Raw genomic sequence first — 15,413 nt, 5'->3', positions numbered from 1 at the left:
CCGCGCGCAGCGCCGCGGCCGCGTCTGGATCCCCGTGACCGCCGCCGCGGCCGCCGCGCTCGTCGCCGCCGCCGCGACGCTCGGCGTGACGTCCGCGCTCGACCGCGACGCCGCCGCCACCGGCACCTCGAACGGCTCGAGCTCGTTCGCCCAGCTCGGCCAGAGCGCGAACGACGCCGTCCCGGTCTCGGGCTCGACCGACGACTCGCCCGACTGGCAGGCCGTGGCCGCAGCCGTCCAGGCGTCGGTCGTCGCGATCCAGACGACGAGCCAGTCCGGCACCGCGCTCGGCTCGGGCGTCGTGATCGACGACGCGGGCCACATCGTCACCAACAACCACGTGGTGGCGGGCGCGCAGGACGACAAGGTCCAGGTCACCCTCACGGACGGCCGCATCTTCACCGCCGACGTCGTCGGCACCGACCCGACGACCGACCTCGCCGCGATCAAGCTCGTCGACCCGCCGAAGGACCTCGAGGCCGCCGCGCTCGGCACCTCCGAGGGCGTGCGCGTGGGTCAGGCGGTCATGGCGGTCGGCAACCCGCTCGGGCTGCAGAACACCGTGACCACGGGCATCGTCTCGGCCGTGGACCGCCCGGTCTCGACCCAGGACGAGTCCGGGTCGCAGACCACCGTGACGAACGCGATCCAGGTCGACGCGTCGGTCAACCCCGGCAACTCCGGTGGCCCGCTGTTCGACGCGCAGGGCCGCGTGATCGGCATCAACTCGTCGATCGCGACGACGTCGCAGCAGTCGGGCTCGATCGGGCTCGGCTTCGCGATCCCCGTCGACCTCGTCAAGAACGTCGCGGGGCAGCTCATCGAGAACGGCACCGCGCAGCACGCGTTCCTGGGTGTCGGGCTCGACGACGGCACCGCGACCGCCGACGGCGTGACGCGCGCCGGTGCGGTCGTCAAGCAGATCAACGAGGGCTCGCCTGCGGCGGACGCCGGGCTCCAGGTGGGCGACGTGGTCGTCGGGATCGACGGCGACGCCGTGGGCGGCGCCGAGTCGCTGACCGCATTCGTCCGGGCGCACGCGTCGGGTGACAAGGTCACGCTGACCGTCGTGCGCGACGACAAGGCGATCGACGTCGAGGTCACGCTCGCGACCAAGGAGGACACGACCAGCTCGCAGCCCGGCCAGGGTCAGGACGGGCAGGGCCAGAACGGCCAGGGTCAGGACCAGCAGGGCCAGAACGGCCAGGGCCAGGACCAGCAGGGCGACCAGGGCGGCCCGCAGCGCGGCGGCCAGGTCCCCGACCTGCAGAACATGACGCCCGAGGAGCTGTGGGAGTGGCTCCAGCAGAACCAGGGCTGAGTCGAGCCTGAGCTGAGCTCTCGGCAGGGCTCCCCCTGGCCCGCGCCGAGACCGCGCGGGACCCCACCCGGTGACAGGGTCCCGCGCCCGGGCCCGGTCGGATCGGCGGACAGCCGACCGGCCGGGCCTCGTGCTGTCCGGGGACGTCGGCGGACGCGCAGCGGCGCGCGGCGTTCTCGTGGAACCGGTCAGTCGGAGCTGATGGCGGTACGCATGGGGACGAGCTTCGCCTCGGACTCGGCGAGCTCGGCGGCCGGGTCGGACGCGGCGACGATCCCGCAGCCCGCGAACAGCCGCACGCGGTGCGGGTCGTCGGGCGACGTCTGGGCCGAGCGCAGCGCGATGCCCCACTCGCCGTCGCCGTCGGCACCGAACCAGCCGACCGGTCCGGCGTACCGCGCCCGGTCCATGCCCTCGATGCGCCGGATGAGCGTCGCGGCCGCCTGCGTGGGCGTGCCGCACACAGCGGCGGTGGGGTGCAGGGCAGCGGCGAGCGCGAGCGACGACGGGTGCGCGTGCGCCTCGCCACCGAGCACGCCCGTGACGTCGGACGCGAGGTGCAGCACGTTCGGCAGGTGCAGCACGAACGGCACGTCGGGCACGTTGGTCGACGAGCAGAACGGCTCGAGCGCGTGGGCCACGGAGCGGACCGCGTACTCGTGCTCCTCGAGGTCCTTGGACGAGTGCGCGAGGATCGCCGCGCGGGCGAGGTCCGCGGCGTCGTCGCCCGTGCGGCGGATCGTCCCGGCGAGCACGCGCGAGGTCACGAGGCCCTTCTCGGAGCGGACGAGCAGCTCGGGCGTCGCGCCCAGCATGCCGTCGACGCTGAACGTCCAGCACGAGGGGTAGCCGTGCGCGAGGCGCTGCAGCGCCCACCGCGCGTCCAGCGGGTGCTCGGTGCGCGCCTCGACGTCGCGCGCGAGGACGACCTTGTCGACCTGGCCGTCGCGCACCGCCGCGATCCCGGCGGCGACGACGTCGCGCCAGCCGTCCGCGGTGACCGCGCCGTCGGTGTACGTCACGGCGCCGGGGGAGGCCGGGGGCACGCGCACGCCGGCGAGCTCGTCGAGGTCCGGCACGGGTCCGAGCGCGGCGCCCACGGTCATGGTCGTGAGCCACGCGCGCCCGCCTCGTCGGCCCACCACGACCCGCGGCACGACGACGACGCCGCCGGCCGCCGAGCGCTCGTCGAACGCGAACGACCCGAACGCGACCGGCCCGGTACCCGGCACCTGGACCTCGTCGCGCACGACCGCGTGCGCGAGCAGCTCGTGCCACGCGCGCTCGGCGTCGGCGAACCGACCGGGGCCGCCGACCTCGAACCGCAGCACCTCGCCCCAGCCGACCAGCCCGTCGCCGCGGCGCACCCACGCGAGCGGGGCGGCACCGTCGGCCGTCTCGGCGCCCGGGGCGGGCAGCAGGTCCAGCAGGTCCGTCGGGTCGGCCTCGGGGAGCGTCCCGTCCGTCGCGTCGGACGACGGAGCGCCCGCGAGGTCGAGCGCGACGGTCCGCACGACGAGGGGGTGGGGGAGTCGCTCCGCAGGGGCGGAGGTCAGCGTGCTCATCACCGACCAGGGTAGGCCCGCGTGCGCGATGGTCCGCGCCACGCGCCGGGCCCTGCGGCCGGGGACGTCGTGCCGAGCGCGTCCGGGCTGGCACGATGGGCCCATGGCGCGAGCGAACCTGGACAAGCAGCCCGACGAGGTCGCAGCGATGTTCGACTCCGTCGCGCAGCGCTACGACCGGACGAACGACGTGCTCTCGATGGGCCAGGACCGGCAGTGGCGCAGGGCCACGCTCGCGGCGCTGGGCGCGCAGCGGGGCGAGACCGTGCTCGACCTCGCAGCCGGGACGGGCACCTCGTCGGAGCCGCTCGCCGACGCGGGCGTGCTCGTCGTCCCGTGCGACCTGTCCGAGGGGATGCTGTCGGTCGGCAAGCGGCGCCGGCCCGACCTGCCGTTCGTCGCGGGCGACGCGCTGCACCTGCCGTTCGCCGACGAGTCGTTCGACGCGGTCACGATCTCGTTCGGGCTGCGCAACGTGCCGGACGTCCCGGCCGCGCTCGCGGAGATGCTGCGCGTGACCAAGCCGGGCGGGCGGCTCGTGGTCTGCGAGTTCTCGACGCCGACGTTCGCGCCGTTCCGCGCGGTCTACACCGGCTACCTCACGCAGGCGCTGCCGAAGGTCGCGCGCGCGGTGGCGAAGGACTCGGACTCGGCGGCCTACGCCTACCTGGCCGAGTCCATCAAGGACTGGCCGGACCAGCGCGCGCTGGGCGTGACCATCAAGCGCGCGGGGTGGACGAGCGTGGCGTTCCGGAACCTGTCCGGCGGCATCGTCGCTCTGCACCGGGGGACGCGACCGGCCTGAGGCGGTGCCTGCGGCACGCCTCGACGGTGTCCGATTCCCGCTGTTCATCGAGCGTACGCGGGCTCGTCGGACGAGGTGAGGTAAGCCTTCGCAGACACCCTCCGGAGGCCCCTATAGACTCGCCCGAGCGCAAGTGAACAACGTCACAAGTGGAGTGTTCAGTGGTGGTCGCAACCGATGACGCAGACGTCATCGTCGTGGGCGCGGGTCCTGCCGGGGCCGCGACCGCGTACCACTGCGCCCGCGCGGGACTCGACGTGCTGCTCCTCGAGAAGGCGTCGTTCCCGCGGGACAAGGTCTGTGGCGACGGTCTGACCCCGCGTGCGGTCGCCGAGCTCGTGCGGATGGCCGTGCCGATCCGTGAGCAGGACGGCTGGATCCGCAACCAGGGCTTGCGCGTGCTCGGCGGTGGGCACCGCCTCGAGCTGCCGTGGCCGGAGATCTCGTCGTACCCGTCCTACGGCCTCGCGCGCTCGCGCATGAGCCTCGACCACCTGCTCGCCGACCACGCACGAGCCGCTGGCGCCAAGCTGCACGAGCTCACGAACGTCACGGGCGCGGTGCGCGACGAGCGCACGGGTCGCGTCGTCGGCGTCACCGCCCGGCCCGTGGACCACGACGGCAAGAGGGCCGGCGACGAGGTCACGTACCGCGCCCGCGTGGTCGTCGCGGCCGACGGCGTCAGTGCGCGCCTCGCGACGGGCGTCGGCCGCACCAAGCGCGACGACCGCCCGATGGGCGTGGCGGTCCGCACGTACTTCCGCACCCCGCGGCACGACGACGCATGGATGGAGTCCCACCTCGAGCTGTGGGACGGCGAGCCGGGCCGGTCGAACCTCATGCCCGGGTACGGCTGGATCTTCGCGCTCGGGGACGGCACCGCGAACGTCGGCCTCGGCTCGGTGAGCTCGACGGCCGCGGCGACCAAGGTCGACTACAAGGCGCTGTTCGCCGCGTGGATGCGCAACGCGCCCGCCGAGTGGGAGTTCACGCCCGAGAACCAGGTGGGCCCGGTGCGCGGTGCGGCACTGCCGATGGGCTTCAACCGCGGCCCGCTGTACGCCGACGGCCTGCTGCTCGCGGGCGACGCGGCCGGCATGGTCAGCCCGTTCAATGGCGAGGGCATCGCCTACGGCCTGCAGGCCGGGCGCGTGGCCGCCGACGCGATCGCGCAGGGCCTGGCGCGCGGGACCGCAGCCGGCCGCGAGCGTGCGCTCGCCACCTACCAGGGCCGCATGAAGGACGACCTGGGCGGGTACTACACGCTCGGCCGCGTCTTCGTGAAGCTCATCGAGCACCCCGAGATCATGCGGCTGTGCACGCGCCACGGACTGCCCCGGCCGCTGCTCATGAAGTTCGTGCTCAAGCTCCTGTCCGACTGCTACGAACCGCACGGCGGTGACATCGTGGACCGCACGATCGCCGGCCTGGCCCGGATCGCCCCCGCCGCATGACCACGCTGCCCTCAGCGCCGAGGAAGGACGCCTGATGAACAACCCGTACGTGCCGCTGCTGTGGCTCATGGGCATCGCCGCCGTCCTCGCGCTCGGCGGCGTCGGCGCGAGCGCGATCATCGGGCCCAAGCGCTACAACCGCGCGAAGCTCGAGGCGTACGAGTGCGGGATCCAGCCGACGCCGCACGCGATCGGTGGCGGGCGCTTCCCGATCAAGTACTACCTGGTCGCGATGACGTTCATCGTCTTCGACATCGAGGTCGTCTTCCTCTACCCGTGGGCGGTGAGCTTCGTGGAGCTCGCGCTGTTCGGGCTCGTCGCGATGCTCGTGTTCCTGGTGCTCATCACGGTGCCGTTCGTCTACGAGTGGCGTCGCGGGGGCTTCGAGTGGGACTGAGGTCACGAACGGTCGGTCCCGGGTGTCCGACCATCAAGGCAGCCACGGCAACGAGCACGTCCCGCACGACGACGAGGAGGTCCTGACATGGGGATCGAGGAAGCACCCTCGGGTTTCCTGCTGACGACGATCGAGGACCTCGTCGGCTACTTCCGCAAGGGCTCGCTGTGGCCCGTGACGTTCGGTCTCGCGTGCTGTGCGATCGAGATGATGTCCGCGGGCGCGCCGCGGTACGACCTGTCGCGGTTCGGCATGGAGGTCTTCCGTGCGTCGCCGCGCCAGGCGGACCTCATGATCGTCGCCGGCCGCGTGAGCCAGAAGATGGCCCCGGTCGTGCGTCAGGTCTACGACCAGATGTCCGAGCCGAAGTGGGTCCTGTCGATGGGTGTGTGCGCCTCGTCGGGCGGCATGTTCAACAACTACGCGATCGTGCAGGGCGTCGACCACATCGTGCCCGTGGACATCTACCTGCCGGGCTGCCCGCCGCGGCCGGAGATGCTCATCAACGCGATCCTCACGCTGCACGACCAGATCCAGAACGAGCCGCTGGGCGTGAACCGCAAGGACGCCGCCGCGGCGGCCGAGGCGGCGGCGCTGGCGGCCACGCCCACCTCGCACATGACGGGTCTGCTGCGATGAGCGACGACGCGAAGAAGGACGCCGCCGAGGCGACGAAGCCCGGCGAGGGCACCCTCGGCGCGCAGGCGACCAGCGAGGCCGCGCTCGAGGCGGGCTCGCAGAACGTCCCCGCGGCGGGGCCGCGCACGCCGCTCGACCTGGTCGACGTCCGGCGTGGCATGTTCGGCGCGCAGGGCTCGGGCGACACGAGCGGCTACGGCGGCCTGGTCACCACGGTGGTCCTGCCCGGCCCGAGCGAGCGTCCGTACGGCGGCTGGTTCGACGAGGTCGTCGACATCCTCACCGAGCTGCTCGACGCATCCGGCACGGGGTTCGCGAACGCGGTCGAGTCCGTGGTCGTGGACCGCGGCGAGCTGACGCTGAACGTCGCGGCCGCGCACGTGGTCGAGGTCGCGCAGCACCTGCGCGACGACCAGGACCTGCGGTTCGAGCTCGGCCTCGGCGTGTCCGGGGCGCACTACCCGCACGACGAGGGTCGCGAGCTGCACGCCGTGTACCACCTGACGTCGGTGACCCACTCGCGCACGCTGCGGCTCGAGGTCGCGGTGCCCGAGGGCGACCCGCACATCCCGTCGACCACGAGCGTCTACCCGGGCCACGACTGGCACGAGCGCGAGACGTTCGACTTCTTCGGGATCATCTTCGACGGGCACCCCGGCCTCGCCCGGATCGAGATGCCCGACGACTGGCCCGGTCACCCGCAGCGCAAGGACTACCCGTTGGGTGGCATCCCGGTCGAGTACAAGGGCGCCACCATCCCGCCCGCGGACCAGCGGAGGTCCTACACCTGATGAGCACCACACCCCACGCCACGGGCCACATCGTCGACGACCAGACGACGGGCATCCCGTCGTTCGAGGCGTCCGGCGGCGACTGGTCCGAGATCGCCGAGGAGGCTGCTCGCCTCGGCGAGGAGCGCATCGTCGTCAACATGGGTCCGCAGCACCCGTCGACCCACGGCGTGCTGCGCCTCATGCTCGAGATCGACGGCGAGACCGTCACCGAGGCGCGCGCCGGAATCGGATACCTGCACACAGGTATCGAGAAGAACATGGAGTTCCGCACCTGGACCCAGGGCGTGACCTTCTGCACGCGCATGGACTACGTGGCGCCCCTGTTCCAGGAGGCCGCGTACTGCCTCGCGGTCGAGAAGCTGCTGGGCATCACCGACGACGTGCCCGAGCGCGCGAACGTCATCCGCGTCCTGATGATGGAGCTCAACCGCATCACGTCGCACCTGGTGTGCATCGCGACCGGCGGCAACGAGCTCGGCGCGACGACGATCATGACGGTCGGCTTCACGGCGCGCGAGGAGCTGCTCAAGATCTTCGAGCTGATCTCCGGCCTGCGCATGAACCACGCGTTCATCCGCCCCGGCGGCGTGGCCCAGGACGTGCCCGCGGGTGGCATCGAGGCCACGCGCGAGGCGCTCACGAGCGTCGAGCACTACCTGCGCCAGCTCGAGGACCTCATGCTGGCGAACCCGATCCTGCAGCTGCGGCTCAAGGGCGTCGGCTACCTCGGGCTGGCCGGCTCGATGGCGCTCGGCATCACCGGCCCGATGCTGCGCTCGGCCGGCCTGCCGTACGACGTGCGCAAGACCGCTCCGTACTGCGGCTACGAGACGTACGACTTCGACGTCCCCACGGCCGAGACGGCCGACTCGTGGGGCCGGCTCGAGGTGCGCCTCGAGGAGATCTACCAGTCGATCAAGATCGCGCGGCAGGCGCTCGACCGGCTCGAGAAGAACCCCGGACCGGTCATGGTCGAGGACAAGAAGATCGCCTGGCCCGCACAGCTCGCGATCGGGTCCGACGGCATGGGCAACTCGCTCGCGCACATCAAGGAGATCATGGGCACCTCGATGGAGGCCCTGATCCACCACTTCAAGCTCGTCACCGAGGGCTTCCGCGTCCCCGCGGGCCAGGTGTGGCAGACGGTCGAGCACCCGCGCGGCGAGCTCGGCGTGCACCTGGTCTCGGACGGCGGCACGCGCCCGTACCGCGCGCACTTCCGTGACCCCAGCTTCAACAACCTGCAGGCGACGTCGATCATGTGCGAGGGCGGGCAGGTGGCCGACGTCGTCGTCGCCGTCGCGTCGATCGACCCGGTGCTCGGAGGGGTGGACCGCTGATGTCCGTCGAGGAGCTCGTCCCGCGCGGCGAGGGTCAGGCGCACCGCACGTCGTACGACGACGCGACGCGTGCGCGGCTGGACGCGGACGCCGCGCAGATCGTCGCGCGCTACCCGCAGGAGCGCTCCGCGCTGCTGCCGCTGCTGCACCTGGTGCAGTCGGAGGACGGCTACGTGAGCCCGCGCGGCATCGCGTTCTGCGCCGCGACGCTCGGCATCACGACGGCCGAGGTCTCGGCGGTCGCGACGTTCTACACGCAGTACAAGCGGCACCCCAACGGCGAGTACACCGTCGGGGTCTGCACCAACACGCTGTGCGCCATCATGGGCGGCGACGCGATCTACGAGCACCTGTGCGACCACCTCGGCGTCAGCCACGACGAGACCACCGAGGACGGCAAGATCACGCTCGAGCGGGTCGAGTGCAACGCGGCCTGCGACTACGCGCCCGTGATGATGGTCAACTGGGAGTTCTTCGACAACCAGACGCCCGCCTCGGCGGCCGAGGTCGTCGACCGCCTGCGGGCCGGCGAGGACGTCGCCCCGTCGCGTGGCGCGGACAAGGTCGTCTCCTTCAAGGAGATGTCCCACGTGCTGGCCGGGTTCCTGGACGGCCGGGCCGACGAGGGTGTCGGGGCCGGCGAGCCGACGCTGCGAGGCACGGTCCTCGCACGCGACGAGGGCTGGACCGCGCCGCCGTTCCCGGGCGACGACAAGCCCGCGCGCTCGTCGTCGCGGGCGAAGGCCGCACCGCGCACGGCGAAGCCGACGACGGGCGGCGAGCAGTCGAGCGCCGAGCGCCCCGTGACCACGGCCGCGGACGCGTCGTCGGCCGAGCAGGACAAGAAGCAGGCCTCGTCCGACGCGAAGGAGGACTGAGGTGGCCACCACCCTCACCCCCGTGCTGAGCGACCACTGGGACGCCGACCGCTCGTGGACCCTGGCGACGTACGAGGCCAACGGGGGCTACCGCGGCCTGCGCCGCGCGCTCACGCTGCCCCCGGCGGACGTCGTGACCATGGTCAAGGACTCGGGCCTGCGCGGCCGCGGCGGCGCAGGCTTCCCGACGGGCATGAAGTGGGGCTTCCTGCCCGCGCCCGACGGCGGCCCGCGCTACCTCGTCGTGAACGCCGACGAGTCCGAGCCGGGCACGTGCAAGGACATCCCGCTCATGATGGCGAGCCCGCAGCACCTGATCGAGGGCGTGATCATCACGTCGTTCGCGATCGGCTGCCACCACGCCTTCATCTACGTGCGCGGCGAGGTCGTGCACGTGTACCGCCGGCTGCTGCGTGCGGTCGAGGAGGCCTACGCCAAGGGCTACCTCGGCACGAACATCCTGGGCTCGGGCTACGACCTCGAGGTCACGGTGCACGCCGGTGCCGGCGCGTACATCTGCGGCGAGGAGACCGCGCTGCTCGACTCGCTCGAGGGCCTGCGCGGCCAGCCCAGGCTCAAGCCCCCGTTCCCGGCGGTCGCGGGCCTGTACGCGCGCCCGACCGTGGTGAACAACGTCGAGTCGATCGCGTCGGTGCCCGGCATCGTCGTGGGCGGCGCCGACTGGTTCAAGCAGATGGGCACCGAGCGCTCGACGGGCCACGGGCTGTTCTCGCTCTCGGGGCACGTGACGCGCCCCGGGCAGTACGAGGCGCCGCTGGGCATCACGCTGCGCGAGCTGCTCGAGATGGCGGGCGGCATGCGCGGCGGCCGGGCGCTGAAGTTCTGGACCCCGGGTGGCTCGTCGACGCCGATCTTCACGGCCGAGCACCTCGACGTCCCGCTCGACTACGAGTCGGTCGGCGCGGCGGGCTCGATGCTCGGCACGCGTGCGCTGCAGATCTTCGACGAGACCACCTCGGTGGTCCGCGCGGTCACGCGCTGGATCGAGTTCTACAAGCACGAGTCGTGCGGCAAGTGCACGCCGTGCCGCGAGGGCACGTTCTGGCTCGCCCAGATCATGCAGCGCCTCGAGCGCGGGCAGGGCACGCCGGCGGACATCGACCTGCTGCTCGACCTGTGCGACAACATCCTGGGCCGCGCGTTCTGCGCGCTGGGTGACGGCGCGACGAGCCCCGTCACCAGCGCGATCCAGTACTTCCGGGAGGAGTTCGAGGCCGGGTGCCACACGCCGGCCGACGTCCTGTTCCCGCCCGAGCGCAGCGCGCTCTTCGACTACACGCCGCGCCGCTCCGGCTCGGCCCTCGCGGGGGTGCACGCATGACGATCACCTCGGACCGCTCGCAGGCCGCCGGGACCCCGCTGGTCCCGGCCGCACCGGCACCGGTGCCGGCCGAGCCCGCGGCCACGGTCACGTTCACCATCGACGGCGTCGAGACGACCGTGCCCAAGGGCACGCTCGTGATCCGCGCGGCCGAGCAGCTCGGGATCGCGATCCCGCGGTTCTGCGACCACCCGCTGCTCGCCCCCGCGGGCGCGTGCCGCCAGTGCCTCGTCGAGGTGTGGGCGCCCGGACGCGACGGCAACGTCGCGAAGATGCCGAAGCCGCAGGCCTCCTGCACGCTCGAGGCGACCCCGGGCATGGAGGTCAAGACGCAGCACACGTCCGCCGAGGCGGACAAGGCGCAGCACGGCGTCATGGAGCTGCTGCTCATCAACCACCCGCTCGACTGCCCGGTCTGCGACAAGGGCGGCGAGTGCCCCCTGCAGAACCAGGCGATGAGCAACGGCCGCGCGACGAGCCGCTTCGTCGACATCAAGCGGACGTTCCCCAAGCCCATCGCGATCTCGACGCAGATCCTGCTCGACCGCGAGCGCTGCATCCTGTGCCAGCGCTGCACCCGGTTCTCCGAGGAGATCGCGGGCGACGTGTGGATCGACCTGCAGAAGCGCGGCGCGCAGCAGCAGATCGGCACGTTCGACGTCGAGGTGCTCGGCTTCGCGGGCGAGGTGCCCGTCGGGGCCTCGACCGTGGACACGAGCGGCCGGCCGTTCGCGTCGTACTTCTCGGGCAACACGGTGCAGATCTGCCCGGTCGGTGCGCTGACGTCGGCCGCGTACCGCTTCCGCGCCCGCCCGTTCGACCTGGTCTCCACGCCCGGCGTCTCCGAGCACGACTCGCAGGGCTCCGCGATCCGCGTGGACCACCGGCGCGGTGTCGTCATGCGGCGGCTGGCGGGGGAGGACCCCGCGGTCAACCAGGAGTGGATCACCGACAAGGACCGCTTCGGCTTCCGCTGGCAGTCCTCGCCGGACCGCCTCACGACGCCGCTCGTGCGGGACCGCCTCGCGGACGGCTCGCGCGGCGAGCTGCGGCCCGCGAGCTGGTTCGAGGCGTACGGCGCCGCTGCGGCGGGCCTGCGCACGGCGCTCGAGGCCGGAGGCGTGGGCGTGCTGCCCGGCGGTCGCGTGACGCTCGAGGACGCGTACGCCTACGCCAAGTTCGCGCGCGTCGCGCTCGGCACGAACGACGTCGACCACCGCGCCCGCCCGCACTCGGACGAGGAGGCCGCCTTCCTCGGCCACCACGTCGCGGGGCGCACGCTCGACGTCACGTTCGCCGACGTCGCGGCGGCTCCCACCGTGCTCCTCGTGGGCCTCGAGGCCGAGGAGGAGGGCGGCATCCTCTTCCTGCGCCTGCGCGAGTCGGTCCTCAAGGGCACGACGACGGTCTACTCGGTGGCCGCGCTCGACAGCCGTGGCCTGCAGCGCCTGTCCGGCACGCTCGTGCCGGCGGCTCCCGGCACGGAGGCCGAGGTGCTCGACGGCGTCGTGGGTGACGCCGACGAGGACGTGCTGTCCTCGCTGGCACAGGCCCTCGCGACGCCCGGGGCCGTGGTGCTCGTGGGCGAGCGCGCGGCGTCGTCGACCGGTGCGCTCTCCGCGGTCCTGCGGCTCGGTGCGCGCACGGGTGCCCGCGTGGCGTGGGTGCCCCGGCGCGCGGGTGAGCGCGGTGCGGTCGAGGCGGGCACGCTGCCGACCCTGCTGCCGGGCGGCCGCCCCGTCGCGGACGCCGGTGCGCGCGTGGACCTCGCCGCCGCGTGGGGAGTCGAGGCGCTGCCGACGGCTCCCGGCCGGTCGGCGTCGCAGATCGTCGCCGCAGCGCGCGACGGCGGCCTGGGCGCTCTCGTCGTCGGCGGCGTGGACCCGGCGGACCTGCCGGACCCCGCCCTCGTGCGCGACGCGCTCGACAAGGTCGGCTTCGTCCTGTCGCTCGAGGTGCGACCGTCGGAGGTGACCGAGCGCGCCGACGTGGTGCTCCCGGTCGCGCCGCCCGTCGAGAAGCCCGGGACGTTCGTGACCTGGGAGGGCCGCCCGCGGCCCTTCCCGCAGGCGCTCGTCTCGCACGCGCTGCCCGACCACCGCGTGCTGCACGGCCTCGCCGCGGAGCTCGGGGTCGACCTGGGCCTGGACTCGGTGGCCGACGTGCACGCCGAGCTCGACCAGCTGGGCGGCTGGGACGGCGCACGCGTCGACGCGCCCGACGTCGCCCCCGGCGAGCCGCCGGCGGTGCCGGCCGGGCACGCCGTGCTCGCCACGTGGCACCACCTGCTCGACTCCGGTCGCCTGCAGGAGGGTGAGCCGCACCTGGCCGGGACCGCGAAGCGGCCCGTCGCCCGCGTCTCCGCCGCGACGGCCGCGTCGGTCGGCGTCGCCGACGGTGACCTGCTCGCGGTCGGCACCGACGCGGGGACGATCACCCTGCCCGTGCTGGTCACGGACATGCCGGACTTCGTCGTCTGGCTGCCGACCAACTCGCCCGGCTCCGCCGTGCGCGACACGCTGCACGCCGTCGGCGGTGCGCTCGTCCGGCTCACGCCGGGCGCCGCCCCGCTCGCCCCGGCGCACGACGAGGAGGCCTGATGCACAGCGTCCTGGCTGCGGGGATGGCGGCGGCGGCCGAACGCTCGACCGCCGCCGACTTCAGCAACGACACGTGGTGGATCTGGCTCATCAAGTCGGTCGGGATCCTGGTCTTCCTGCTCACGAGCGTGCTCATCGCGATCTGGTTCGAGCGCAAGGTCGTGGCACGCATGCAGGTGCGCCCCGGCCCGAACGTGCACGGCCCCTTCGGCCTGCTGCAGTCCCTCGCCGACGCCATGAAGCTCCTGTTCAAGGAGGACATGACGGTCAAGGCCGCGGACAAGGTCGTCTACATCGTGGCGCCGCTCATCGCGGTGTTCTGCTCGCTGCTGACGTTCGCGGTGATCCCGCTCGGGCCGACCGTGAACATGTTCGGCGTCGAGACGCCGCTGCAGCTCACCGACTTCCCGGTCGCGGTGCTCTACATCCTCGCGTGCGCGTCGGTCGGCGTGTACGGCATCGTGCTCGGCGGCTGGTCGTCCAACTCGACGTACCCGCTGCTCGGCGCGGTCCGCTCGACCGCGCAGGTCATCTCCTACGAGCTCGCGATGGGCATGTCGCTCGTGAGCGTGTTCATCCTCGCGGGGTCGATGTCGACGTCCGAGATCGTCTCGTCGCAGACCCAGCTGTGGTGGTTCCTGCCCCTGCTGCCCGCGTTCGTCATCTACATCGTGTCGATGGTCGGAGAGACCAACCGCCTGCCGTTCGACCTCCCCGAGGCCGAGGGTGAGCTGGTCTCCGGCTACATGACCGAGTACTCGTCGATGAAGTTCGCCTGGTTCTTCCTCGCCGAGTACATCAACATGCTCAACGTCTCGGCCGTCGCCACCACGCTGTTCCTCGGCGGCTGGCGCGCGCCGTTCATCCCCGCGGACAGCTTCCTGCAGCAGGGGTACTGGCCCGTGCTGTGGTTCCTCGCCAAGCTCTGGGCGCTCATGTTCTTCTTCGTCTGGGTGCGCGGCTCGGTGCTGCGGTTCCGGTACGACCAGTTCATGAAGCTCGGCTGGAAGGTCCTGATCCCGGCCTCGCTCGTCTGGCTCGTGCTCGTCGCGGTCGTCCAGGGCCTGCGCCAGTTCCCGCAGTTCGCCGACCTCGAGCTGCGCACGATCCTGTTCGGGATCGCGGGCGTCGTGATCGTCGGGGTCGTGATCTCGCTGCTGATCCCCGAGAAGAAGCCGGCGCCGGCCGCCACCCGGCCGCGCGTGCTCGACGCGTTCGCCGACGGCTACCCGGTGCCCCCGCTGCCCGGCCAGGTCCTTCCGCCGTCGCCGCGCCGTGCGCGCGTGACGGCCGGTGCCCCCGCCGACGAGACCACCACGGGCGCCGATGCGCCGACCGACCCGAAGGAGGTGCACGGTGGCTGAGCCGCGCAAGAAGCCGCCCGCCCCGCGCCCGCAGCAGCCCGCTGGTTCGCGTCCGGCAGGCTCGCGTCCGGCAGGTTCGTCGCCGCGTCCGGCCGGTGCCACCCCCGCGCCGGGCAAGGCGGTCGCGCCGCGCACGGCCGCCGGTGAGGTCGGCGTGCCCGCCGTGCCGCAGTACGAGTCGCTCATCCCGAAGGCGTCGGGCGTGCGCGCACTGCTGGCCCCCGTCGGCGGGTTCGGCGTGACGCTGTCCAACATGTTCCGCAAGACGGTCACCGAGCAGTACCCGCGCGAGACCGTCCCGACGAAGCCGCGCTACCACGGTCGCCACCAGCTCAACCGCTACGCGGACGGGCTCGAGAAGTGCATCGGCTGCGAGCTGTGCGCGTGGGCGTGCCCCGCGGACGCGATCTACGTCGAGGCGAGCGACAACACGCCCGACGCGCAGTTCTCGCCCGGTGAGCGGTTCGGCAGCGTCTACCAGATCAACTACCTGCGCTGCATCTTCTGCGGGCTCTGCATCGAGGCGTGCCCGACGCGCGCGCTGACCATGACGAACGAGTTCGAGCTCGCCGGCCCGACGCGTGCCGGGATGATCTACGAGAAGGACGACCTGCTCGCGCCGCTGCGTGACGGCATGCTCGCCGCACCGCACCCGATGGTCGAGGGCACGACGGACACCGAGTACTACCGGGGCGAGGTCACGGGCCCGACCGACGCGCAGCGGGCGTGGGTGCGCGAGCACCGGCCCGACGACCCGACGCTCCCCGAGGGCGCCGGCCTCACGGCCGCCGAGCAGGTCGGCCCGACGGCCGCGGTCATGGCCGAGCACGTCGCCGGGGCGCACCGCCAGGGCGGTGTCCGATGAGCGCGCTCGTCGCGGGCGCGACCGAGCTGGCCGCCGGGGCGCTGCCGGC

General features: G+C 72.7%; 13 protein-coding genes. 12 read left to right on the top strand and 1 reads right to left on the bottom strand.

From position 1 onward, the window contains the following. The coding region (locus CWIS_RS03745; protein WP_048341908.1) for a S1C family serine protease at window positions 1-1,321 on the top strand (1,321 nt) is incomplete at its 5' end. A gap of 188 nt (window positions 1,322-1,509) precedes the next feature. Here the strand turns inward: CWIS_RS03745 and CWIS_RS03740 are convergent. Next, on the bottom strand, window positions 1,510-2,886 hold the full coding sequence (locus CWIS_RS03740; RefSeq protein ID WP_048341907.1) for an isochorismate synthase MenF: 1,377 nt from the start codon (window positions 2,884-2,886) through the stop codon (window positions 1,510-1,512). A gap of 103 nt (window positions 2,887-2,989) precedes the next feature. Between CWIS_RS03740 and CWIS_RS03735 the strand changes: the two genes are divergently transcribed. The 11 genes from CWIS_RS03735 (at window position 2,990) to nuoI (ending at window position 15,364) form a co-directional block, all read left to right on the top strand. Next, window positions 2,990-3,691, top strand: a complete 702-nt coding sequence (locus tag CWIS_RS03735; RefSeq protein WP_048341904.1) for a demethylmenaquinone methyltransferase — start codon at window positions 2,990-2,992, stop codon at window positions 3,689-3,691. A 161-nt stretch (window positions 3,692-3,852) separates the two neighbouring features. Beyond that, the gene (locus CWIS_RS03730; protein ID WP_048341903.1) at window positions 3,853-5,145 is read left to right on the top strand and encodes a geranylgeranyl reductase family protein; all 1,293 of its coding nucleotides are present in this window, start codon (window positions 3,853-3,855) and stop codon (window positions 5,143-5,145) included. 34 nt (window positions 5,146-5,179) lie between these two features. Continuing rightward, window positions 5,180-5,542, top strand: a complete 363-nt coding sequence (locus tag CWIS_RS03725; RefSeq protein WP_048341902.1) for an NADH-quinone oxidoreductase subunit A — start codon at window positions 5,180-5,182, stop codon at window positions 5,540-5,542. Window positions 5,543-5,629: 87 nt separating this feature from the next. After that, on the top strand, window positions 5,630-6,181 hold the full coding sequence (locus CWIS_RS03720) for an NADH-quinone oxidoreductase subunit B family protein (RefSeq protein ID WP_048341901.1): 552 nt from the start codon (window positions 5,630-5,632) through the stop codon (window positions 6,179-6,181). Next, on the top strand, window positions 6,178-6,972 hold the full coding sequence (locus CWIS_RS03715) for an NADH-quinone oxidoreductase subunit C (protein ID WP_048341900.1): 795 nt from the start codon (window positions 6,178-6,180) through the stop codon (window positions 6,970-6,972). The genes CWIS_RS03720 and CWIS_RS03715 overlap by 4 nt, the downstream gene beginning before the upstream one ends. Next, window positions 6,972-8,315, top strand: a complete 1,344-nt coding sequence (locus CWIS_RS03710; protein ID WP_048341899.1) for an NADH-quinone oxidoreductase subunit D — start codon at window positions 6,972-6,974, stop codon at window positions 8,313-8,315. The genes CWIS_RS03715 and CWIS_RS03710 overlap by 1 nt, the downstream gene beginning before the upstream one ends. Continuing rightward, window positions 8,315-9,193 carry an NADH-quinone oxidoreductase subunit NuoE gene (gene nuoE, locus CWIS_RS03705; protein WP_048341898.1) on the top strand — a complete coding sequence of 293 codons (879 nt, stop codon included), beginning with the start codon at window positions 8,315-8,317 and terminating at the stop codon, window positions 9,191-9,193. The genes CWIS_RS03710 and nuoE overlap by 1 nt, the downstream gene beginning before the upstream one ends. 1 nt (window position 9,194) lies before the next feature. Next, window positions 9,195-10,535: an NADH-quinone oxidoreductase subunit NuoF gene (gene nuoF, locus CWIS_RS03700; RefSeq protein ID WP_048341897.1), complete on the top strand. Its 1,341-nt coding sequence runs from the start codon at window positions 9,195-9,197 to the stop codon at window positions 10,533-10,535. Next, window positions 10,532-13,135: an NADH-quinone oxidoreductase subunit G gene (locus CWIS_RS03695; protein WP_048341896.1), complete on the top strand. Its 2,604-nt coding sequence runs from the start codon at window positions 10,532-10,534 to the stop codon at window positions 13,133-13,135. Before nuoF ends, CWIS_RS03695 begins: the two co-directional genes overlap by 4 nt. Continuing rightward, entirely contained in the window at window positions 13,135-14,499 is a 1,365-nt protein-coding gene (gene nuoH / locus CWIS_RS03690; protein WP_048341895.1) for an NADH-quinone oxidoreductase subunit NuoH, read from the top strand. The genes CWIS_RS03695 and nuoH overlap by 1 nt, the downstream gene beginning before the upstream one ends. Window positions 14,500-14,653: 154 nt before the next feature. Next, on the top strand, window positions 14,654-15,364 hold the full coding sequence (gene nuoI, locus CWIS_RS03685; RefSeq protein ID WP_141370921.1) for an NADH-quinone oxidoreductase subunit NuoI: 711 nt from the start codon (window positions 14,654-14,656) through the stop codon (window positions 15,362-15,364). Window positions 15,365-15,413 lie beyond the last annotated feature (49 nt).

Origin of the sequence: Cellulomonas sp. A375-1 (genome assembly GCF_001040865.1) — a bacterium.
Classification (GTDB): domain Bacteria; phylum Actinomycetota; class Actinomycetes; order Actinomycetales; family Cellulomonadaceae; genus Cellulomonas; species Cellulomonas gelida.
The sequence above is the reverse complement of the archived record's forward strand: the minus strand, read 5'-3'. Positions and strand labels throughout refer to the sequence as shown.

Bases quoted from the DNA above. Each gene is read 5' to 3' on its own strand.
- CWIS_RS03720 (WP_048341901.1), top strand. From the start codon at position 5,630: ATGGGGATCGAGGAAGCACCCTCGGGTTTCCTGCTGACGACGATCGAG.
- CWIS_RS03740 (WP_048341907.1), bottom strand. From the start codon at position 2,886: ATGAGCACGCTGACCTCCGCCCCTGCGGAGCGACTCCCCCACCCCCTC.
- CWIS_RS03725 (WP_048341902.1), top strand. From the start codon at position 5,180: ATGAACAACCCGTACGTGCCGCTGCTGTGGCTCATGGGCATCGCCGCC.
- CWIS_RS03695 (WP_048341896.1), top strand. From the start codon at position 10,532: ATGACGATCACCTCGGACCGCTCGCAGGCCGCCGGGACCCCGCTGGTC.
- nuoE (WP_048341898.1), top strand. From the start codon at position 8,315: ATGTCCGTCGAGGAGCTCGTCCCGCGCGGCGAGGGTCAGGCGCACCGC.
- CWIS_RS03715 (WP_048341900.1), top strand. From the start codon at position 6,178: ATGAGCGACGACGCGAAGAAGGACGCCGCCGAGGCGACGAAGCCCGGC.
- CWIS_RS03735 (WP_048341904.1), top strand. From the start codon at position 2,990: ATGGCGCGAGCGAACCTGGACAAGCAGCCCGACGAGGTCGCAGCGATG.
- nuoH (WP_048341895.1), top strand. From the start codon at position 13,135: ATGCACAGCGTCCTGGCTGCGGGGATGGCGGCGGCGGCCGAACGCTCG.
- CWIS_RS03710 (WP_048341899.1), top strand. From the start codon at position 6,972: ATGAGCACCACACCCCACGCCACGGGCCACATCGTCGACGACCAGACG.